Annotated in this window: 21 protein-coding genes and 3 tRNA genes; 4 read left to right on the plus strand and 20 right to left on the minus strand. The window is 48.3% G+C overall.

Annotation, left to right across the window (positions count from 1 at the left end):
* Nucleotides 1-106: 106 nt before the first annotated feature.
* The 4 genes from NE619_RS10440 to NE619_RS10455 all read right to left on the minus strand — a co-directional run bounded on the left by NE619_RS10440 (nucleotide 107) and on the right by NE619_RS10455 (nucleotide 1367).
* A complete protein-coding gene (locus tag NE619_RS10440) occupies nucleotides 107-610 on the minus strand; it encodes a helix-turn-helix domain-containing protein (RefSeq protein WP_256132361.1) in 504 nt (167 codons plus the stop codon).
* Between the two features lie 18 nt (nucleotides 611-628).
* Nucleotides 629-823 (minus strand): hypothetical protein, encoded by a 195-nt coding sequence (locus tag NE619_RS10445; RefSeq protein ID WP_256132362.1) that lies wholly within the window; start codon nucleotides 821-823, stop codon nucleotides 629-631.
* 147 nt (nucleotides 824-970) lie between these two features.
* Nucleotides 971-1177 carry a helix-turn-helix domain-containing protein gene (locus tag NE619_RS10450; protein ID WP_256132363.1) on the minus strand — a complete coding sequence of 69 codons (207 nt, stop codon included), beginning with the start codon at nucleotides 1175-1177 and terminating at the stop codon, nucleotides 971-973.
* Nucleotides 1178-1190: 13 nt separating this feature from the next.
* Complete coding sequence (locus tag NE619_RS10455; RefSeq protein WP_256132364.1) at nucleotides 1191-1367, minus strand: hypothetical protein; 177 nt, start codon at nucleotides 1365-1367, stop codon at nucleotides 1191-1193.
* Nucleotides 1368-1527: 160 nt separating this feature from the next.
* On the opposite strand from NE619_RS10455, the gene NE619_RS10460 reads away from it, so the two are divergent.
* From NE619_RS10460 to NE619_RS10475, 4 genes are all read left to right on the plus strand, one after another.
* Entirely contained in the window at nucleotides 1528-1896 is a 369-nt protein-coding gene (locus NE619_RS10460) for a helix-turn-helix domain-containing protein (RefSeq protein WP_256132365.1), read from the plus strand.
* 289 nt (nucleotides 1897-2185) lie between these two features.
* Complete coding sequence (locus tag NE619_RS10465) at nucleotides 2186-2689, plus strand: hypothetical protein (protein ID WP_256132366.1); 504 nt, start codon at nucleotides 2186-2188, stop codon at nucleotides 2687-2689.
* A gap of 71 nt (nucleotides 2690-2760) precedes the next feature.
* The gene (locus NE619_RS10470) at nucleotides 2761-3708 is read left to right on the plus strand and encodes an OB-fold protein (protein WP_256132367.1); all 948 of its coding nucleotides are present in this window, start codon (nucleotides 2761-2763) and stop codon (nucleotides 3706-3708) included.
* A 151-nt stretch (nucleotides 3709-3859) separates the two neighbouring features.
* A complete protein-coding gene (locus NE619_RS10475) occupies nucleotides 3860-5056 on the plus strand; it encodes a tyrosine-type recombinase/integrase (RefSeq protein WP_256132368.1) in 1197 nt (398 codons plus the stop codon).
* Nucleotides 5057-5173: 117 nt separating this feature from the next.
* Here the strand turns inward: NE619_RS10475 and NE619_RS10480 are convergent.
* From NE619_RS10480 to NE619_RS10555, 16 genes are all read right to left on the minus strand, one after another.
* Nucleotides 5174-5249: transfer RNA gene (locus tag NE619_RS10480), tRNA-Met, on the minus strand.
* Nucleotides 5250-5270: 21 nt separating this feature from the next.
* Nucleotides 5271-5359, minus strand: a tRNA-Leu gene (locus tag NE619_RS10485).
* A 37-nt stretch (nucleotides 5360-5396) separates the two neighbouring features.
* A tRNA-Asn gene (locus NE619_RS10490) sits at nucleotides 5397-5471 on the minus strand.
* A 250-nt stretch (nucleotides 5472-5721) separates the two neighbouring features.
* Nucleotides 5722-6510 carry a hypothetical protein gene (locus tag NE619_RS10495; RefSeq protein ID WP_256132369.1) on the minus strand — a complete coding sequence of 263 codons (789 nt, stop codon included), beginning with the start codon at nucleotides 6508-6510 and terminating at the stop codon, nucleotides 5722-5724.
* 16 nt (nucleotides 6511-6526) lie between these two features.
* Nucleotides 6527-7756, minus strand: a complete 1230-nt coding sequence (locus NE619_RS10500) for a hypothetical protein (protein ID WP_256132370.1) — start codon at nucleotides 7754-7756, stop codon at nucleotides 6527-6529.
* 9 nt (nucleotides 7757-7765) lie between these two features.
* Nucleotides 7766-9265, minus strand: a complete 1500-nt coding sequence (locus NE619_RS10505) for a B12-binding domain-containing radical SAM protein (protein ID WP_256132371.1) — start codon at nucleotides 9263-9265, stop codon at nucleotides 7766-7768.
* Between the two features lie 13 nt (nucleotides 9266-9278).
* Nucleotides 9279-10151, minus strand: coding sequence for a radical SAM protein (locus tag NE619_RS10510; RefSeq protein WP_256132372.1), 873 nt, complete (start codon nucleotides 10149-10151; stop codon nucleotides 9279-9281).
* A 15-nt stretch (nucleotides 10152-10166) separates the two neighbouring features.
* Nucleotides 10167-11882 carry an arginine--tRNA ligase gene (gene argS / locus NE619_RS10515; protein WP_256132373.1) on the minus strand — a complete coding sequence of 572 codons (1716 nt, stop codon included), beginning with the start codon at nucleotides 11880-11882 and terminating at the stop codon, nucleotides 10167-10169.
* Nucleotides 11875-12318 carry a DUF523 domain-containing protein gene (locus NE619_RS10520; protein WP_256132374.1) on the minus strand — a complete coding sequence of 148 codons (444 nt, stop codon included), beginning with the start codon at nucleotides 12316-12318 and terminating at the stop codon, nucleotides 11875-11877. Before NE619_RS10520 ends, argS begins: the two co-directional genes overlap by 8 nt.
* Nucleotides 12319-12328: 10 nt before the next feature.
* Entirely contained in the window at nucleotides 12329-14707 is a 2379-nt protein-coding gene (locus tag NE619_RS10525; RefSeq protein ID WP_256132375.1) for an endonuclease MutS2, read from the minus strand.
* Between the two features lie 9 nt (nucleotides 14708-14716).
* Nucleotides 14717-15307, minus strand: a complete 591-nt coding sequence (locus tag NE619_RS10530) for a cell division protein ZapA (protein ID WP_256132376.1) — start codon at nucleotides 15305-15307, stop codon at nucleotides 14717-14719.
* 13 nt (nucleotides 15308-15320) lie between these two features.
* Nucleotides 15321-17753 (minus strand): phenylalanine--tRNA ligase subunit beta, encoded by a 2433-nt coding sequence (gene pheT, locus NE619_RS10535; protein WP_256132377.1) that lies wholly within the window; start codon nucleotides 17751-17753, stop codon nucleotides 15321-15323.
* Nucleotides 17754-17765: 12 nt separating this feature from the next.
* Nucleotides 17766-18788: a phenylalanine--tRNA ligase subunit alpha gene (gene pheS / locus NE619_RS10540; protein WP_256132378.1), complete on the minus strand. Its 1023-nt coding sequence runs from the start codon at nucleotides 18786-18788 to the stop codon at nucleotides 17766-17768.
* A 33-nt stretch (nucleotides 18789-18821) separates the two neighbouring features.
* Nucleotides 18822-19589, minus strand: a complete 768-nt coding sequence (locus NE619_RS10545; protein WP_256132379.1) for a TrmH family RNA methyltransferase — start codon at nucleotides 19587-19589, stop codon at nucleotides 18822-18824.
* 60 nt (nucleotides 19590-19649) lie between these two features.
* Nucleotides 19650-20774 (minus strand): cell division protein FtsZ, encoded by a 1125-nt coding sequence (gene ftsZ, locus NE619_RS10550; RefSeq protein WP_256132380.1) that lies wholly within the window; start codon nucleotides 20772-20774, stop codon nucleotides 19650-19652.
* A gap of 286 nt (nucleotides 20775-21060) precedes the next feature.
* Nucleotides 21061-21420 carry a small basic family protein gene (locus NE619_RS10555; RefSeq protein ID WP_256132381.1) on the minus strand — a complete coding sequence of 120 codons (360 nt, stop codon included), beginning with the start codon at nucleotides 21418-21420 and terminating at the stop codon, nucleotides 21061-21063.
* Between the last annotated feature and the right edge of the window lie 3 nt (nucleotides 21421-21423).

Below are 21423 nucleotides of genomic sequence, written 5' to 3' on the forward strand. Positions count from 1 at the left end.
GGGCATCTGCTTTTGACGTTCCAGCGTCCGCGGATGCTCGTCTTTTTTGTTCTGTCTTTCTCTGCAATTCCCAAAAGCTTTTCTAAATCAAACATATTACTCCTCCTTATTCCTCTTCGAGCGCTTGCTCTTCCTTATATTTTGGCAGCTTGTCCTTTAATTCTTGGTCTGTGACAGGTACGCCAATCAACTCAACGAATACCCTTGTTCGTGGCGTTTCGAAAAGAGTAACACCTGCCCTCTTTAACCTTTGCTCCATCAAGAACAACGCCATTCGCTTGCTTGTCGCTTTCTGATATAACTTAAAATCGGGTAAGTCTTCCGGCCAGATCAGATAAAGACAATCTCCTACCTGACTGTCCAGTTCCGCTCCAATTAGGTTGTTTGTCGTTACCTCAAGCGCCTTTGCCAGCGCTTCGATTTCTTCGAGTCTCGGTCTTACCTTAACCGCTTCAACCCGTTGCAGCCTAGATGGTTTGATCTTCGCAGCCTTAGCAAGCTCTTCCTGTGTAATCCCTAACTTATCTCTTTGCGCAACGATATTGATCGCAATGTCGCAGTACAGGTCATAGCCCATTCGTTCCATAAATCCATTGTTGTAATATTTCATTTTCCTTCTCCTTATCTGCTAAATCTCACGGGCAACGGCTTCGTTGTCCTCGTACACCGGCCCGCTCCCGATCCAGCTGTATTCGTCTCCACACCCAAACAAATTTCCAAGCTTGTTCGTGGCCTCGTCAACGTTTGACGCCCATACCTGTAAGTGGGTTCTTTCCTTTGTCTTCCTGTGTTCTATTCCAACTCTGTAAAGGTACTGTTTCATCTTCCTCTCCTTTCAATTCCCTCCCAGCCCCATCAGCTCTATACGCCATACTCGTACAGGCAGCCAGTCAGCCATAGGGGTATAAAAATTACTGCTGCGATTAAGCATGTCCATAAAAAAAGTTCTTCGATTAAAACTTTCATACCCTCACCTTTCTTGCTCTCTCCTTGCTTTGCTTTCCGACCTTGCTCGATCTTTTAGATACTCTCTGAGAGAGTCAACCGGAATCTTCCAATTTGCCCCCTCTCTGTAGGCGGGCATAATTCCCGTCTTGCATTGATCTAAAATGGTGCCTTTACGTGTTTGAAGCACTTTTGCGACTTGTTCCGGGGTGTAGACCAATAACTCTTCCATTTTTCTTGCCTCCTTATCCTGTTTTCTTGGTTTTTTCTTGTGGCTTACCATCCTTCTTAATCTCCGCCGCTTTAAAGGCGATCCCCTCTCCGAAATAAAGCAGTTTCTCTCTTTCGCTTTCGGAAAGTTCCGGAAGTACCTTTTCAAAAGTCTTTATGACTCTTTCTTCTGTGGCTTTTGGTTGTCCCATCTTTTCACCTCCTTTTCAGCATGACTCATTGTGTTTATGTTGCTATTATATGTCTTTTTGTTGCATATGTCAATATCATATTTGTGCTTTTGTTGCATTTTTGTATTGACATTCTTTCTTTACTGCATTACAATGACGGTAAAGGCGGTGAAGTTAATAAATGGATACACAGATTAAACTTTTAAGAAAAAAACTCGGGCTAACACAGCAAGAATTTGCAAACCGATTAAATATCAAAAGAGGGACAATTGCTAATTATGAAATAGGAAGAAATGAACCTATTGATGCTGTAATATCGCTTATTTGCAAAGAATTTAATGTAAACGAAGAGTGGTTTCGCACTGGTAAAGGCGAAATGTTCATTGAAATAGATCCAGAAAACAAATTAATGGAATGGGCTGGCACGGTATTGAGTGAAACGGACGAATCATTTAGAAAACGGTTCGTAAAGATGCTCATGGAACTTGATGAACAGGATTGGGTAACTTTGGAAAAAATGGCTTTAAAGCTATATAATAAAAAAGACTAGTTTTACCTAGTCTTTCAGAAATGCTTTAATGAAGTACAATATCCGTTCTACCTGTTTTTCATCAGCTTTATTTAGCATTTCAATAATGAGTTCGATTCGTTCGTCCTTGTTCACTTGCCACACCTCCTGGAAGGATGTTCGCCGAAGATAAATATAGTATAGAACATACGTTCTTATTTTGCAATGAAAGTTTTTTACAGTAAACGGTATCGAAATGTAGAAACTGTTTATATTTAGAGGCTGAAACGGATATAAAAAAATTATTGTAATTTTTTAGTAGGTGAAAAATATGAAAATGAAAGTGCTCGGTGTCATTTTAATCGTGTTTGGCGTTTTAGGAGGCGTTGGACTCTTGCTCGAAGGTGATCCTGATGCTTTAGGTGGACTTATTCTAATCGCAATCGGCCTCTTCCTTTACAAGAGGGCCCGCCAACGCACTATGACTACCTATACATGGCAAGAGCCATTCCAATCCAGTGCAGTGACAGATACACCAACAAGCCAGAAAGTCCAAGATGAGGAAGACCGACGAAAGGATCAGGAACTAAGGGATTTACAACGGCGAGTTTTGCAAAATCAATATAACGATCAAATACATGAAGCTCGTTGTCCAAAATGTGGGTCAACAAGTCTTTCTGCTCATAAAAAGGGGTTTGGTGTTGGAAAAGCTGTCGTCGGAGTTTCGGTAATAGGCAATCCCATCGGGTTAATCCTCGGAAATTTCCGTGCAAAAAAAGTACGCGTTACGTGCTTGAAATGTGGACACCAATTTTGGGCCGGAAAGCGGAAGTAGTGAAGATGTGCAAGGGGGATATTTGATAGGGATCGGGAGCCTTAGTTGCAGCTTTAAATGGAGAAAATATTATGAATAAAATCGAATTACAAATAAAAGGGACGCCGATTATATTTACTGGTGACTCCGTTACATACAACGGTAAAGAATTTTTCTATCATAAAATGAAGGGCATCAAGCATCTTAATACTGAAACGCCTTCTATTACATTTATATATGACGAGGAGGCCGTACAAATTCCGTATGATCCAAGCGATCAGGCTATTATGGAGCAAATTTTCAAAGAAATCACTGCTACAGTGCGAGCAGCAAGTGAAACTCCGCTTTCCCCCTCGCCAGATGAACTGACTGCCCTGCTTGACGATTTTCAACTCCCACCGTTGGACCCTCCTGCTTCGAAAGTTCAACCGCAGCAGCAGCGCCATGATTACAAGCAAGATAAGGTAAACACGATGAAATACGACAAAACAAAGCTTTGCAACTCTTGCGGAAAAAGAATCGCCAAGTCCGCCAAAGCATGTCCTTATTGTGGAGCGAAAAATAAAAGACCAATTCATAAGCGCTGGTGGTTTATTGTAGCCTGTGTTCTTATCGTATCAATAATAGTAGGCTCTACTTTGGATAATGCTGACACTACCTCTCCTACCGGGTCCACTGAAAACACATCTGCTGAGACAACGAAAACGACCAAACCAACCGAAGGAGTTTTAACGATTGCTCCAGGTGATCTCTTGGAAAAATACGAGGAAAATGAGGTCAAGGGCGATGAAATTTATGCTGAAAAAATGATGAAGCTAACCGGCGTGATTGATGATATCGGAAAAGATATCATGGAAGACGTTTACATAACCTTTAAAGTGAATGATGAGTACTCCTTTACTTCGGTACAATGCTTCTTCTCAGATGATGAACAAATAAAAAAGGTAATGGATCTAAAACCCGGCCAGAAGATAACAATTGTTGGACGGTGTGATGGAAAGTTTGGCAATGTCCTTATAAAAGATTGCAAAATAGAATAGCTAATAAAACAAAAGCCCCCATCTCTGGGAGCTAATGCCTACGGCCGTACATGGTACAGCAACGTATCTCGCAAATACATTGTATCATGTACAGCCGGGGCATTGCAAGCCCTGGTATTTTTGTACCCAAAATTCAGAAAGGAATGATACAATGGCAGGAAAAACAAACTGTACAATCAACGGGAAAGATTATTTCCGCATCCGCAGAAAAGTTGGAAAGAAGCTCAACAAACACGGCGAATGGGTCGACGATATAAAAAGCTTCTACGGCACCAGCAAAAAGGCCGCGGAAAAGCAATACGAAATCTGGAAAGAAGAGCAGAAAAACAAAAGCAAAAAGAAAGACGGCCGCGCGCCATTCGGAGACTTTGCCAAGTTTTTCGCGGAGCAAGTCTTCGCGGTTGACACCAGCTACTCCGAAGGAACGGTGAAACTTTATACCAGCGCATATAAAAACCACATAGCCAAGGATTTTAAGCTCTGCGGGATGATTCTGGCCGACATGACAGCTGAGGACATCCAGCTCTTTTATAACCGTCTAACATGCACACAGTCCGCCATGAAGTCGGTCAATAAATTCATGGTGCTGCTTTTTAAATACTTGTCGAGGGCCGGGTATTGTCAGAACCTCATGGCCGGCATTGTGATCCCCACAAAAGAAGCAAAGAAAATCCAGGACGGCACCAGGAAAACGGTTCCTGCTACGGAGCTGGCCTCGTTGAAAGAAGAGGTGGAAATCTGGGAAGATTGGGAGCTGGAGACAATCATGGAGCATATAGAAGGTTATCGGCTGCGGTTTTTCATCATACTGTGCGTGGCAACCGGCCTGCGGATCTCCGAAGAGTTTGCCATAAAATATAGCGATTTTCGAGATGGCCAGCTATACATAGACCGCCAATATAAATATGGGAAGCTGATTCCTCCAAAACACGATTCCTACCGTTCCATCCCTATTCACCCTATGGTGGCCAGAGAGCTGGAGCTGCATCGTGAATGGCATGAGAGAGAAATGGAGCGCAATAAGTACAAAACCGATTTTGTCTTCACCACGAAGACAGGCAGCCTATTGGAGTATCAAAACGCCCGCAGGTCCTTGCAGCGTTTTTATAACCGCATCACGGACGAAAAAGGAAAGCAACTGATCACGCCGAAAAAGTTTCATGCCTACCGGGCGACTTTCGGGACGAACCTCTGCCGCCAGGGCGTCCGCATCGAAGTGGTCAGTAAGTTAATGGGGCACAAGAGCGTGGAAGTCACCCAGAAATATTACATCAACATCAACACCGAAGACCGCCAGGGAGCCGTAGAAACGCTGCCTGACTACACGAAAAATTTAGCCACTTTTTAGCCACTTTCGCAAAAAACAAATAGGGTTTTTGGGGTATTTCAGGGAACTAAACGAGACTAAAAAGAATAGATAAAAAATAAACCGGAACGTTGCAATAACAGCGTTCCGGCGTTCATTTGGTTGCGGGGACAGGATTCGAACCTGCGGCCTCCGGGTTATGAGCCCGACGAGCTACCAGCTGCTCCACCCCGCGATATCAATTATTAAATTAAGTTGGTGCCGAAGACCGGGGTCGAACCGGTACGATCGGTAAGGATCACGGGATTTTAAGTCCCGCGTGTCTGCCAATTCCACCACTTCGGCAAATACTTCGGGAGCCGTTCCCCGAATGTTCAAAAGTTGGCTCCAAGGGTGGGGCTCGAACCCACAGCCTACCGGTTAACAGCCGGTTGCTCCACCATTGAGCTACCTTGGAACATTTTGCCGCTTCTTCCGGCGACAAGTAGTATTATACAATAGTATACCCGCATGTGTCAACAATTTTTTAAAGGAATTTATACTTTCCATAAAAAATACTTTATACCCCTGCAATTTGCCGACTCTATTAGAATATGCAGGGTTCCCGTATTTATTCACGAAAATTTTATATTCTTCATTTTAATCTGGCACCGCTTGACGGAAACAGGCCCCGGACCATTCTGTCCAAAGCCCTGTTTCCCAATTTGTTATGCCGTTTTCGAGGGCTTTTCCTTCTGATCCTTATCCTTCTTTAACGTAGGAATAAATCTTGCGGCAAATCCCTTGCCTCTGTTTTTTATATAGATGAGTCCGAATACGGAAAAAGTCACTGCGCCCAAGAAGTTTACGAAGAGGTCGTGCATAGTATCGTAAAGTCCGATATCCAGATATTTGTCCCAGGTCTGTCCGTTCACCACCACGCTTTCCACATCCACATGGACCGGCACGTTGGCGCCGTCAGGATTGAGAGCTACGGAATTGAAAGCCGTGAGCCAAGTGTCTTTTTGCATGTCCTTGCCGAAGAACATATCCATCGAGCATTCGAAAAACTCCCACAGCACGCCGATGGTCATGGAAAAACAGAAGGCTACCAGAGCTACAAAGGCCGGTGAGAGGTTTATAGCGACCTTCTCGTGCCGGTTCAGTATATCGATCATGGCAAACCCTATGGCAGCGGCCAAAAACCCGTTCAAGGTGTGCAGCATGTCGTCCCAGCGGTCAAAGAGCACGTAATACTCCTTCACCTCACCCAGAATCTCCGCGGCAAAGATAAAGCAGATGATGATGATCTCCAGAGTGTTGGGCAGCACAATGTGCAGTTTGCTGGATAAAAACGACGGCAAAAGTAAAAGGATCAGCGTCAGCGCGCAGGTGAACACATTATCCCAATTATGGTTGAAGATCTGCGCGATCATTACTGCTACCACCAACACTCGGATAACAATATAAACAACTACCTTTCCCTTACCAACCTGACTGATTTCCTTACCGCTCACGTTACCGTTCTCCTCTCTACTTTTCCTTACGATCCAGCCTTTTAATCTTTTTCCTGTCCGGCTCTTTCTCTCGGGAAACCACCTTTATTTCTTCGATAAATTCCGGTTTCTGCTCCGTCGGTTCTTTTTCCTGCAGCTCCTTATCTTCCCTGGCAATCTCTTCCTTGAAAGCCTTTTGATCTTCCTCAAGGGTTTTCTTCACCAGCTCAATCTTCTTCTCGTATTTGCGCCGGTTTTCCCGGTCGCCCGACTGAGTATAAATGTCCACCAATTCCTGCATGGTTTCAATATGGCTGGCATTCATGGTCAGAACCTTTTTAAAGCTTGCAACCGCCTCGCTCTTTTTGCCGGTCATTTCATAGGCCACGCCCAAGTAATAATGCAGCGGCCACCAGGTATTAAACTGGCTGTTTAAGAAAGGCTCCAGCTTTTCCCGGCCCTCTTCATAGCGGCCGGCTAAAACATCGTTATAGCCGCTCTCGATCTGGATTGGACCCTGCAGCTGCTGCCTGCGCTTGCGGATTTCCTTTTTATCGGGACCGTTCCTGCTGAACCGGAGAAATTCCGCCCAGGTAAGATCCGCCTTGATGTATAGACCCATATTGAGATAAGCGTATCCCAAATAATAATATGCCTGTGCGAAACGCGGATGGGTTTCCGTGGTAAGTTCGAAAAAGTCCAGGGCCTCCGCCTTAAAACGTCCCACATATTCTTCATTGTGGCTGTTCTGATACATGGCCCTGCAGGCTCTGGCATAGCTGTACATCGCATGGAGATAATCCGGTTTCATGCACAGCGCCGCCCGAAAATGGATACAGGCGTCATCCATAGCGCCCCGCTCCGCGGCATCGCGGCCTTCCTTCATCATCCCCTCGTACAGCTTGTAATTATAAAGCCTGCCGAGGATCGCCACATAATCCCTGGTATGTTTGAAATGGGGATCGCAGCCCATGACCCAGGCCATGTTCTCCGCGATCACCAGCATCGGCAGCCCCTCCCCGCCGTCAAAGGCTTTCAGATCCTTTTTCCGCAGCGGAATCGGCACCCCTTTCAACAGGTCGCCCGCTTTTGATTCCTCGATAAATTTCGGTGAAAATTCATCAAACACAAACTTGCTCAGATATTTTTTGAAATACCGCCCGATACGATCCTCTCTGAGCTGAATATCCGCCTCGGAAGGGTCTCGGATAACGGTCCTTGTAATGCCCATCGTCTGGGCCAGCGTTTTTTTCTTTTGTTCTGCCATATTTTTCACCTAAAGGATTGTCCATCCCTTTCTTTTAAATTTTTTAACTGCGTCGAAATTCATCGTTCGTTCCAAATCCATCTCCAGCATCGGCAGAAATCGGCTGCTGCGTCCCAACGCCTCAAAGAACTGGAGAAGGATTCGATAGAGGTCTTCCTTTTTATGGGATCGATGCTGAAATCCCTGCGAATAATAATGCTCCGCCAGCTTTTCATAAAAATCAAAAGGCGTATCCGCAAGCTCCCGCGCCGCACTAGCGAGAGTAAGCTCAAAACCTCCCCGGTTGTAGTAGAGATCGAGAACTGTTTCAATCTGCTTCAGTCGGCATATCTCCTGAGCGGAAATAAATTGATTGGAAATGATTTGATACGGCGCTTTGCTCATATATGTATAGCCGTATTTTTCCCCATCCCTTCTGATGGCGGTGCCTTTCAGAAGCTTGAGGAAACCCAGCTGGAGGTTGTCCGCTCCCAGAGCATACACATCGTTGAAGGAATGACGGAAGGTCCGGTAGTCCTCATATGGGAGCCCGGCGATCAGGTCCACATGGATGTGACTGTTTCCCAGTTCCACAAGCCTGCTCACATTTTCCAGAACCTTGCCCACATCGCCCGACCTTCTGACTGCCCTGAGCGTCTCAGGATTGGTTGACTGTATTCCGATCTCAAACTGAAAAAGACCCTTCCTAGCTCCGCGCAAAACCGCCAGCATTTCATCGTCCAGCAGATCGGCGCAGATTTCAAAGTGAAAGTTGGTGCTCCCGTTATCCCTGGCGATCAGATGGCGAAAAATATCCAGCGTCCGCTCTTTTTCCCAGTTGAAGGTTCTGTCCAGAAACTTTACCTGCCGGATTCCTTTATCCAGGAAGCAATCCAATTCCCGTTTTACCCGCTCCGTGGGCAGACTGCGAACCCGCTTGTCCAGCGACGATATGCAGTAGCTGCAATTAAAGGGACAGCCCCGGGAAGACTCATAGTAAATGACACGGTCCGTTTCATAGGGGAAATTTTCATAAGGAAAGGAAACCGCTGTGAAATCCACAGGCTGCGGCGATCCCTGATTGACAGAAATCGTGTCTTCGTCCCGATACACAAGACCCGCTGCCCGCTCGTAGGAAATCCCCTTTTCAAAAGCTTCACACCACTGAGGAAAGGAAACTTCTCCCTCACCGGTGAGAATAAAATCTACGAAGGAATGCTCCCGCAGAAGCTGCTCCGCGTCATAGCTGACCTCCGGTCCGCCCAAAAGGATGGAAACCCGGGGACGGGCCTTTTTCAGATCCGCCGCCAGTTCCAGTATCTTTTCAATGTTCCATATGTAGCAGGAAAAGCAGACCGCGTCGCAGTCCGCCGTCACCAGCTCCGTAAAGATATAGTCTCTGCTGTTATTGATGGTAAACTCCCTGAGCTCTAAACTGCCGCAGGCTTCTTTTCCCGCCGCGTACAGATATTTAAGCGCCAGATTGGAATGTACATATTTTGAATTCAGTGTGGTCAAAAGTACCTTCATGGAGTTCCTTTCGTTACAGCATACGGAACCGTTCATCCTTGAGCATGTTGTGATCCTGCATAGCGCGCCTCAGAAGCCCGATCATCTTTTCTTTATCCTGCGGCAGATCGCCTCTCAGGGATACATAGTTGGATGCGTGATTGCTTCGGAATACGCATTTCTTTTTCACATCAATATTCTTCAGCATGAGCAGCGTCTCGGCCACAACCTCTTCTGCGGTAAGCAGCTGGAATTTTCCTGAACGCAGATCTTTCTGCAGCGGAACGTCCGGCTCTACCATGAGAGTGAGCAGACCCACATAGGAAGGCTCCATTTCGCTGATCATGGTTCCTGTCTGGATCGCGTGATCCTCCCAGCCGTCCCTTCCTCCCATTCCGGAGATGAAGGTTACGGAAGCTTTGATGCCGGAGGCTTCAATTTTCTGTACGGCCTCGATGATCTCCGCTCTTGTAGCACCCTTGCAGATATCCGTCAGCACCTTGTCGCTGCCGGATTCGGCTCCGATGTAGATGATGCTCACGCCGTTTTCATAGAGCTCTTTCAGCTCTTCCGGCGTTTTATGAAGCACATCCTTGGGAGAACCGTATACCGTTACCCGTTCACATTCGGGGAACAGCTTGTGGATATGGTTTAAAATACGCAGCAGTTTAGCATTGCTCAGTACCAGGGCATCGCCGTCGGCCAAAAAGATCCGTTCTACCCGCCGGTAACGCTGACGGGCCATATCCAGATCTTCCAGCACTTCCTCCGGATTTCTCACCCGGAATTTTTTGTCCTTGTACATGCTGCAGAAGGTACACTTATTATGGGAACAGCCGATGGTCACCTGGACGATCAGACTGTACGCTTCACTTGGCGGTCTGAAAATATTTCCTTCATATCTCATGAAATTCTGCTCTCCTTACATTTTCTCCGGAGCCTGGATGCCCAAAAGCCCAAGTCCGTTTTTAATGGTGTTCTTGGCCGCAATGACCAAAGCGACCTTCGCGATCTTCTCCGCTTCATTATCCACCAGAACGTGTTCGTCGTGATAGAAACGGTTGAAAGCCTGCGCTATATTCACAATATGCCTTGTTACGATGGAAGGTTCATATTTGTCTCCCGCTTCTTTGACTGCTGCCGGGAAGGCATAGATCAGCCTCGCCAGATCATAGGCGCTGTCACCCGTGATATAGCTGGTGTCCACGTCTCCGGCCTTGGCCCTGGAAACTACCTCCTCACCTGCTTTTCTCAGTACGCTGGCCGCTCTGGCGTGGGTGTACTGAACATAGGGTCCGGTCTCGCCTTCAAAGTTGAGGACTTTATCCCAGGAGAACACGTAATCCTTGATCCGGTTGTTGGAAAGCTCCTGGAACATAACGGCTCCGATGCCGACCATTTTAGCGGTCTCATCGATGCTGTCCGTATTTACGTTCTTTTCCTTAATGATCTCTCTGGTTTGGTCTACCGCTCTGTTGAGAACATCCTCCAGGAATACGACTCTGCCTTCTCTGGTGGACATGGTTCCGTCTTCCAGGCTCACAAGGCCAAACGGAATATGCACGCAGTCCTGAGCCCAGTCATAACCGAGAAGCTCTACAATCTTGATCCACTGCTGGAAATGCAGATTCTGCTGGGAAGCTACCACATAGATGTTTTTATAGAAATCGTAGTGCTCTTTTCTGTAAACGGCAGCCGCGATATCTCTGGTGATATACAAAGTAGAACCGTCGGATTTGGTAATCAGAGCCGGCGACATGCCGTATTCCTCCAGATCTACAATCTGAGCGCCTTCGGATTCCTTAAGCAGACCCGCGTCCTTCAGCTCCTGTACGAAGCGGGGCATCTTGTCGGAATAGAAGCTCTCACCGGCATAGGAGTCGAATTCAATACCCAGCATATCGTATACGCGGGTGAATTCCTTCAGACTCTCGTCCCGGAACCACTGCCACAGCTCCACTTCTTCCGGTTCGCCCTTTTCCAGTCTGGTAAAGATGTCTCTGGCTTCCTGGTCCAGGCTCGGGTCGTTTTCAACTTCCACGTGGAACTTGGTATAATAGGAAAGGAGCGTCTTGATCGGTTCGTTGATAACGTCTTCCTTGTTTCCCCATCTTCTGTAAGCGCAGATCATCTTTCCGAACTGGGTTCCGTAGTCGCCCAGATGGTTGATGCGCACTGTGTCATAGCCCAGAAAATCGTAGATTTTGTAGATGGAATTACCGATTACCGTACTTCTGATATGGCCGATATGGAACGGCTTGGCAATATTAGGGGAAGAATATTCCACAATGACAGTCTTACCCTGACCCATATCGCTGCGTCCAAAATCATCGTCCTTTTCAATCACTTCACCCAGAGTGTCCTTTACATAGACATCTCTGGAAAGGAACATATTCACGTAAGCGTTTACCGGTTCTACCTTCGCAAAGATCGGATCGTCCTTTATCTTTTCCGCAATGTCCTTAGCAATCATCGGCGGGGCCTTACGCAGGACCTTAGCCAGACGGAAACACGGAAACGCATAGTCTCCCATTTTTCCATCGGCGGGAACTTCCACCATATTCTGCAGTTCTTCGGTCGTAAGACCTTCCACAGCCGTGCTCAAAAGCTGTGCAATCTTTTCTTTGTAGTTAATCATTTTCTGGATTCTCCTTTTCCGTAATAATATCTATCTGATCTTTTTTCAGCAGCCTGGCCAGGTATCCGTCTCCCTTTGTCAGTCTGTCTGAAAATGTTCCGTCATAAATCCGCCCTTTGCCGCAGGAAGGGCTCTTGGCCTTGAGAATAGCCCCTTCGATGGGCTCGCCGGCATCTGCGGCAGCCTTCTTTGCCAGCTCATAACACGCTCTGGCTCCGCGGTCAAAGGCTTCTGTCAGATCCTTTCCCTCGCTGTCCACAACCTTACTGCCGCGGATCTCCGCCGGCGGCCGCGGCGCGGGAAGTCCCGCCTGAGTCTCCGGGCACACCGGTATATGGCTATGGGTGCGCGCGAAATCCACGACCCACTGACAGCGATTGTTTCCTCCGTTATATTTGCAGTTTTCGCCCAGCAGACAGGCACTGATGATATACATACCGCCACCTCTATTTCAGGGACACGACCGTAACGCCGTCCCCGCCTTCATCGAATTTTCCCTTGCGAAAGCCTTTTACATGTCTGTGACCGCGCATCATGTCCTGCAGTCCTTTCTTGAGGATGCCTTCGCCCCGGCCGTGGATCACAGTCACTTCTTTCAGCCCCGCCATCGTGGCATCGTCCAGGTATTTGTCCACATCCATGCTGGCATCGTCCAGGTTCTTTCCCCGCACGTCAATGGAAATGGAAATATTCTGCGCTTTGTTCTTATACATATTACCGTAATTCTTTTTGACCTTTTTCGGCCGGTTGATATCCAGAGCGCCGCCTTCGATAAGCATGATATCATCCAGCTTGACCTTTGCCTTGAGAATTCCCACCTGTACGGTCAGTTCCCCTTTGTCATCCGGCAGCGATACGATTTCTCCTTTTTGATCCAGGCTTAATACCTTGACCCGGTCTCCCAGCTTCAGATCTTCGGGAGCCACCGGATTGTCGTTGACTTCACGGATGACCTTTTCTCTGTATTTACCGGCGGCGTCTTTAATTCGCTTTCGGTTTTCATCAAATTTTTTATTTCTCTGTCCCAGGCTCTCCAGCTTCGTCAGCTCCCGCAGCTCTTCCTGAACCTCCTGGGAAACGTCCCTGGCTTCCTGAATGATCTGTCTGGCCTCCGCTTTGGCCTGGTTGAGTATCTTTGTCTTCTGTTCTTCCAGCTTTTTCGCCTGTTTGTCCAGCTCTTCCTTCTGCTTTTTCATGGCGATGTTGAGCATGACAGCCTCATCCCGCTCTTCCTCGGCGGCTTTTCGGTCGGCTTCCAGTTTGGAAATGACTTCCTCGAACTGGATATCGCCTCCATCCAAGAGCCTCCTGGATTTTTCGATAATCGCCTCAGGCAGTCCCAGCTTTTTGGATATCTCAAAGGCATTGGATTTGCCCGGTACTCCGATAGCCAGCCGGTAGGTGGGGCTCAGCGTCTCCACATCGAACTCCATGGAAGCGTTTTCAACGCCATCTGTGGAAATGGCGTATTTTTTCAGCTCCGTGTAGTGGGTGGTGGCAATGGTTTTGGCCCCTTTTTCATAGAGGCTTTCCAAAATGGAAATGGCAAGAGCCGCGCCCTCTGTGGGGTCGGTTCCCGCGCCCAGTTCGTCCACCAGCACCAAGCAGTCCTCGCCCGCGTTGGCTACGATGTCCACGATGTTGGTCATGTGGGAAGAAAAGGTGGACAGGCTCTGTTCAATGCTCTGTTCGTCGCCGATATCAGCGAAGATTTCCCGAAAGACCGGAATTCTGCTGCCGCTGGCCGCCGGGATATGCAGCCCCGTCTGCGCCATCATCGACAGCAGGCCTACGGTTTTTAAGGTAACGGTCTTTCCTCCCGTATTGGGCCCTGTTATAACCAGTGTATTATACGCATTGCCAATCGCAACATTGATCGGCACTACTTTTTTTACATCAATGAGCGGATGTCTGGCTTCTTTCAGAACCAGCTCGCCGCCCTGACTGACTGACGGTTCTTCTCCGTGCTGCAGGACAGAAAGTTTTCCTTTGGCCATAATCACATCCAGCTGTACCAGCAGCTTCTGGTTGTTGAGCAGATCGTGGTAATGCTCGGAGACCTGTTCCGTAAGCTCCGCCAGAATTCGCTCAATCTCAGCCTTTTCCTGCAGCTCCAGCTGACGCAGCTCGTTGTTGAGATTGACGATCACCTGGGGCTCAATAAACACCGTAGCGCCGGTAGCGCTCTGATCGTGAACGATTCCCGGAAACCGCCCGCGGTGTTCGGCTTTGACCGGGATCACATAACGACCGTCCCGGACCGTAACGATGGAGTCCTGCAAAAGCGTCTTATTGTCGGAGGAATTGATGATCTGATTGATCCTCGCCTTCAGGGCGTCGTTCTGCCGCAGAATGGATCTGCGGATATTTTTCAGTTCCGGGCTGGCATTATCGGCCATCTCGTCTTCCGAAAGGATACAGCGGTCAATCTCGTCCTCCAGTTTTTTATGCACTGCGATCACTTCCGCAATGCTCTCAATGATCGGCAAAGGAGGAAGGTCGCTCTTAAGAAAGGTAATCACACGTCTGGCCAGCGCCAGGTTATAGAGTACCTGCAGCAGCTGTTTCATCGTCAGACTGCCGCCTTTGCGGGCCCGGTGCAGACTGTCCTCAATATCATAAAAACCACCGAGCGGCAACGGTCCTTTGTGGACGATCAGTTTCACCGCTTCTGTGGTTTCCGCAAGCATGTCCCGTATTACGGGCACGTCATGAAAAGGCACAAGCTCTGAAATGATTTTCTTAGCCATTTCAGAGCCGGCCTGCTCCTCTAGTTTTGCCTTGATCTTGTTATATTCTAAAACATTGATCGATTTTGTTTTCATTTGTTTCCTTTATTCCATATTTCGTCTGTACGTCTCCAGCTCTTTTTTCAGCTGAAGATTTTCCATCTGAAGGTCAAAGAAACTGTTTTCAAGCTCTTTACATTTTGCCTCGGCCTCTTCGATGGCCTCCTGAGCTTTCTTTTTGGCTTCCTCCAAAGTCTGCTGTGCCGCCTTCTGCAGCTCGTCCTGCAGTTTTTCAGCCGCCATCTTGAGCTCCTGGATCTCGCGTTCTTTTGCCGCGACCTTTCGAGTCATCTCGTCACGCTGATTCGCAACACCCTGGTTTTCCTCCTTGTACTGGAGAAAATTCTTTTTGGATTCGTCCCACAGCTGAACATAATGCTGCGCATCCTTTTCCAGCTGGACATTGAGCTTTTTCAGTTCTTCAACCTCATCCCTGCTTACAAAACTTTCATCGGCAATATTGACCGCCGATAAAACTGCCAGGTCGGTAACAGAGCAGGATGGTGCCGCACTGGCAATCTCGTGCATCTGGTTATCCACATAAGCAGCCACTTTCACGATCTGCTCCCTGGGCTTTTCACCGGATATCACATACTCCTGTCCGTAGATCTTTACACTTACTTTGTTGCTTTCCACAGCGTACCTCCCCTTAAATTTCCCTTAGTACTGCATTGACTTTTTCTTTTAGCGCTTCAAGGACCTTGTCATGAACTTTTGCTACATCTTCATCAGTCAGGGTTTTGTTTTTATCTCTGTAGGTCAGCGCAAAAGCTACGCTCTTCTTTCCTTCGGCCACCTGTTTGCCTCTGTAAACGTCAAACAGCTGTACCTTCTCCAGAATCGTTTTGCCTTGTTCCTTGATAATGCTTTCTATATCACCTACTTGGATTTCTTCATCCACCAGCAGTGCAATGTCTCTTGATGTTGCAGGGTATTTTGGCAGAGGCTGGTAAGCCTTTTCAATATCGGCGCGGCGAATCACGGAATCAAAGAACAGTTCGCAGACGTATGCCCGCGTGCCGATTCCGAATTTCTCAGCGACATCCGGGTAAATTTCCCCCATAATGCCCAGTTCCTCGTCGCCTACGGATATTCTGGCGCAGCGGCCCGGATGATATACGCCGTATTCGCTTTCCGCTGTAAAGGTCACCTCTTTAACGCCCAGAATCTTCAGCATTTCCGTAACCATTCCTTTGAGGGTAAAGAAATCCGTATCTTTGCCGTACATACCGATGCACAGGCCCGTCTGCTCATCCGGCAGTTTTTCAGGATCAATGATGTTCTCCATGAAGGTGCTGCCGATTTCAAAAGCACGAACGCTTTCGATATTTCTCGAATAGTTCCGCGCCAGAACTTCCAGCATGTTGGGAGTCAGGATCGTCCTCATCACTGAGTTTTCCTCTCCCAGCGGATTGGTTATCTTTACGAACGCTCTCTCCCAGGAATCTTCGTCAATGCGCACGTCATCCACGCCCCTGGGACTCACGAAGGAGTAGGTCTGCACCTCGTTTGCTCCCAGCGCGCACAGAGTATCCCTGGCCAGATCCACCAGAGTGCGCTCCTTTGATTTTCCTGCTTCTGAGTTGCCTTTGGGAATCGTCACCGGAAGCTTATCGTAGCCATACATTCTGGCAACTTCCTCAACGAAATCCACTTCTGTCAGCAGGTCCTGACGGATGGTCGGCGGAGTCACCTTCATGACTTCTCCATTGCCTTCCACCTTCATTTCCAGGCTTTCAAAGATGGAAACCATTTCTTCCCGCGAAAGGTCGGTTCCCAGCACACTATTGATACGGCTTACCCGCACGTCGATCACAGGCGCCGTGAATTCTTTCGGATAAACATCCACCGTTCCCGATGCTACTTTACCGCAGCCCAGGATTTCGATCAGCCTGCATACACGGTCAGCGGCAGCCTGACACAGATTGGGGTCGATGCCCTTCTCAAATCTGGAGGAGGCTTCCGTTCTCAGGCCGAGTTTTTTCGAAGTGGCCCGCACGCTGTCTCCGTTGAAGTTGGCCGATTCCACCAGGATAGTCGTAGTGTCGGCTTCGATTTCGGAATTGAGTCCGCCCATGACACCGGCAATGGCTACGCCCCGCTGCCCGTCTTTAATCAGCAGCATATCTTCGGTAAGAGTCCGCTCCGTGTTGTCCAGCGTGGTGAAGGTCTCTCCCTCTGCAGCCCGTTCTACCACGATCTTATTGTCCGCGATCTGGCGGATGTCAAAAGCATGAATCGGCTGCCCGAATTCCAGCATAACAAAGTTGGTAATATCTACAATATTATTGATCGGGCGCATTCCCGCGTACATCAGTCTTTTCTGCAGCCACCACGGCGACTGGCCGATCTTCACATCGGTTACGATTCTGGCGGCGTACCGTCTGCACAGCTCCGGCTCTTTGATCTCAACCTGAATAAAATCCTTCGCCTGCTTGTCTGTCTCACTGACGCAGGCCGTATCCGGGTAGTTCAGGCTGCCTCCGAAGGTAGCGGCCGCTTCCCTGGCCATACCCACCATGGACAGGCAGTCCGGACGGTTTGGCGTAATTTCAAAATCCACTACCGCCTGTTTCAGTCCCAGAGCCTCGGCAAAGTCCTGGCCCAGCGGATATTCCTCTTCCAGGATCCAGATACCGTCTTTATGGGCTACGGGAACGACTTTATCGTCAAATCCCAGCTCTCCGGCGGAGCAAAGCATACCAAAGGACTCCACGCCTCTCAGCTTGCCCTTGGTGATCTTGGTGCCGCCCTCTTCTTTTTCTTTTCCGTGGAGCGGTCCCGGAATCCGGCTCTTGTGGAGCGCCACCGGAACATAAGCTCCTTCGAACACATTGGGAGCGCCGGTAACGATCTGAACGGGTTCATCCCTGCCCACGTTAATCATGCACACCACCAGCTTGTCGGCATCCGGGTGTTTTTCTATCTTTTCAATCCTGCCTACTACCACGTTTTCCATTTCCTCGCAGAAATATTCACAGGTTTCCAGATTGGAACCTGACATAATCATGCGGTCGCAGAATTCCTTTGTATCTATATCAATATCCGTATAATCTTTCAGCCACTCGATTGGAACTAACATCTACGGCACCTCCTATTTGAACTGGTTGATGAAACGCATGTCATTTTCATAGAAAAGACGGATATCATCAACGCCATACTTTAACATTGCAATTCTTTCCACACCCATACCAAAGGCGAACCCGGTATATTTCTCCGTGTCAATGCCGCCTACCGCCAGCACGTTGGGGTGTACCATTCCGCAGCCCAGGATCTCGATCCAGCCGCTGCCTTTACAGATACGGCAGCCCTTTCCGCCGCATTTGAAACAGGAAACGTCCATCTCCGCGCTCGGTTCTGTAAATGGGAAATGATGCGGTCTGAACTTGGTCCTTGTGGATGATCCGAAGAGCTGTTTTGCCATGCTGTCCAGCGTACCTTTTAAGTCAGCCATGGTGATGCCTTCGTCCACGATAAGGCCTTCAACCTGGTGGAACATCGGCGAATGGGTGGCGTCCGGCGTATCACAGCGGAAGCATCTTCCCGGCGCGATGATCTTGATTGGCGGTTTCTGACTCATCAGAGTCCGGATCTGCACGGAAGAAGTATGGGGTCTCAGGACCGTATCTTTTGCAATATAGAAAGTATCCGTCACATCTCTCGAGGGGTGATTCTTAGGAGAATTGAGGGCGTCGAACGCGTTGAATACGCTCTCCACCTGCGGGCCCTCGGCTATGGAGTAGCCCATGGACATAAAGATATCAGATATTTCTTCAATGGTAATTGTGATCGGATGCTTTACTCCCAGGCTCATGTCTTCGCCCGGCTCGGTCACATCGATCTTTTCCAGTTTAAACTGCGCTTCTTTTGCGGCGGCTTTTACCTGCGCGAACTTTTCTTCCAACAGGTTTTCTACTTCATTTCTCACTTTATTGGCAGCCTGCCCCAGTTCTTTTTTCTCTTCCGGCGGAAGTTTTTTCATGCCTTTGAGTATTTCAGTCAGCTGGCCCTTTTTTCCCAGAACCTTTACCCGGATCTCATCCGTTTCGGCCAGTGTCTTTGCCTTTTCTAACTGCTCTTTTGCCTCCTGCAAAATTTTGTTTAATTGCGTTTGCATATGTTTTTACCTCTCCAAAATATAGTCTGTTATCTATCTCATGGACTCGTACATCAGGATTCCCGCAGCTACGGAAGCATTGAGGGAGTCGATATCGCCGTCCATTGGTATCTTAATGATTCGGTGCGCCATCGCCATCAGCTCGGTTGATATCCCGTTTCCTTCGTTGCCGATGATCAAACCGATATTTCTCTTCATATCTATATCATAATAGTACAGGTCCGTATCAAACCCCGTGGCAAGGATCGTCTTTCCCGCCCTTTCCAAAACGGAAACGGCCTGCTCTGGCGAATCCGCCGCAAATACGGGCATTCGAAACAGAGAACCCGCGGCGGCCCGAACGATCTTAGAAGAATAAAGATCCGCTGTGCCTTTGATGGTCATAACACCGCTGTATCCGGCCGCGTCTGCGGTCCTGATGATAGTCCCGATGTTGCCGGGGTCCTGCAGCCGGTCCAAAAGGACCACATTGCCTGATTTGCGATCTGTCTTTTTCAGGAAATCTTCTTCGGTCAGTTCCCGCTTTTCTACGATTGCCAGGATTCCCTGAGTCGTCTTGGTCTGGGCAAGCTTTGAAAAAAGCCTGCCCTCCATAAAGACCGTATCGGCGGAAAAAGCGGGCGGGATACCGCATTCTTCCGATATGATAATCGTCTTCACGTTCTGTCCTGTGGCAAGAGCTTCTCTGACCAGCTTTTCGCCTTCCACCAGATAGAGCCCTTCCTGATCCCGGTATTTTCTCAGGGTCAGCCTGCCGCACAGTCTGAATATTTGATTGTCTTTTGATGTTATTTTCTTCATACTTTTTTTATGAAGAAAAGCCGGTTCATCACCGGCTCTTCCTTTTATACAGAATTGGTTCTACTTTGATGATAAGAAGGGCGGGATTTTAAAGTCGTTATCAATCAAGCTGCCTCTTTCTTTTTCATTCTTTTCATCCAGGATGGAGCTTGTGGTATTGACATCGCTCTCCTTCTTCTCCTCGCCGGCAGTCTCTGGCATCAGGTCGTTTCCTAAAAGATCGGCACTGGGTCTGCTTTCAAATCCTGTGGCGATTACGGTGATATAGATTTCGTCCTTGATGTCTTCTTTGATGGCCGCGCCGAATATGATAATCGCATTGTTATCGGCAGCCTTTTCGATCTCACTGGCCGCCTCGTTGGCTTCCAGCATTCCCAGATCGTATCCGCCGGTAACATTGATAAGTACGGCTTTGGCTCCATCGATGCTGGTCTCAAGAAGCGGGCTCTCGATGGCGTCCTTGACAGCGTCGGAAACCCGGTTCTCTCCGGAACCCTTTCCTACGCCCATATGAGCTACGCCTCTGTCCTTCATAACGGTCGTTACGTCCGCAAAGTCCAGGTTGATGAGAGCATCGTCGATAATCAGTTCGGAAATACCCTGTATGCCCTGTTTGAGAACTTCGTCAGCCATATCAAAGGCTTCCAGAAGGGAGGTGTTTTCTTCAACGGTTTCAAGAAGCTTGTCGTTGGGAACGATTACCAGTGAATCCACGTATTTTTTCAGGAATTTGATTCCCAGTTCCGCGTGTTCGCCGCGCTTCTTGCCTTCAAAGGTAAATGGCTTGGTCACTACGCCTACGGTCAGGATACCCATGTCCTTGGCAACCTTGGCTACGATAGGCGCCGCTCCGGTTCCCGTGCCGCCGCCCATGCCTGCTGTGATGAATACCATATCGGCCCCGGTTATGAACTTGGACAGGTCTTCCAGATTTTCTTCTGCGGACTTTTGTCCGATCTCAGGATTGCCGCCTGCTCCCAGTCCTTTCGTCAGTTTTTCACCGATCTGCAGCTTGGTCTCCGCTTTACAGCGGGCCAGAGCCTGCTTGTCCGTATTTATTGCTATGTAGGCCACGCCCTGCATGCCTGCATCTATCATTCTATTCACTGCGTTACATCCGCCGCCGCCGACACCAACTACTTTTATTTTTGCCGGAGTTGACTCGTTCATCTCAAATTGTAACATCAGAAACTACCTCCCATACTTTTTTTATACAACTTACAATTCATTATACCACAAACCTCAATACTTAGCGGTACTGCCCCATAGGAATTTGCGGTGCAATGAACGCATCTTACGGCATCGTCCGCCCAAACTCTCTCCTATGCTCCGCTTCGCTGTCCGTTTTGCCGGGCAAAAACCCCAGGCAAAAGGCAATACCGTAAAAAAGCCTTGCGTTCATTATAGCATAAAGAAACGCCCTATGCACCTGTTTTTCCAATTAAAATACCACTTTTTTACCGTAAAAAATCTACAATTTCCGCTGTTTTCTATCCCGATATCTCTGAATGATGATCCTTCTGATGGCAGCCAGATTGTTAAAAAGCCTTCCGCCGAAGACAAAGATGGCCGCGTAATAGAGGGGAATTCCCAGTTTATCGCCTACAAAAGTCAGCACTCCGGCCAAAAGAGCGTTGGTTGCGAAGCCGGAGACGAAAATCGTCGTATCGTACTTTTCTTCCAGATCCGCGCGTATGGCTCCCACCAGGGAATCCATCGCCGCCAGCAGGGCCATGGTAATGTAAAAGGAATACTCCGTCGGATAGGTAACATTCAGCGCGAATCCGCAGATGAGGCCCAGAATCAGCGCGATGGTCATTGCGATAATCAAATT

It is taken from the genome of Anaerovorax odorimutans, assembly GCF_024459955.1.
Taxonomy (GTDB): domain Bacteria; phylum Bacillota; class Clostridia; order Peptostreptococcales; family Anaerovoracaceae; genus Hominibacterium; species Hominibacterium odorimutans_A.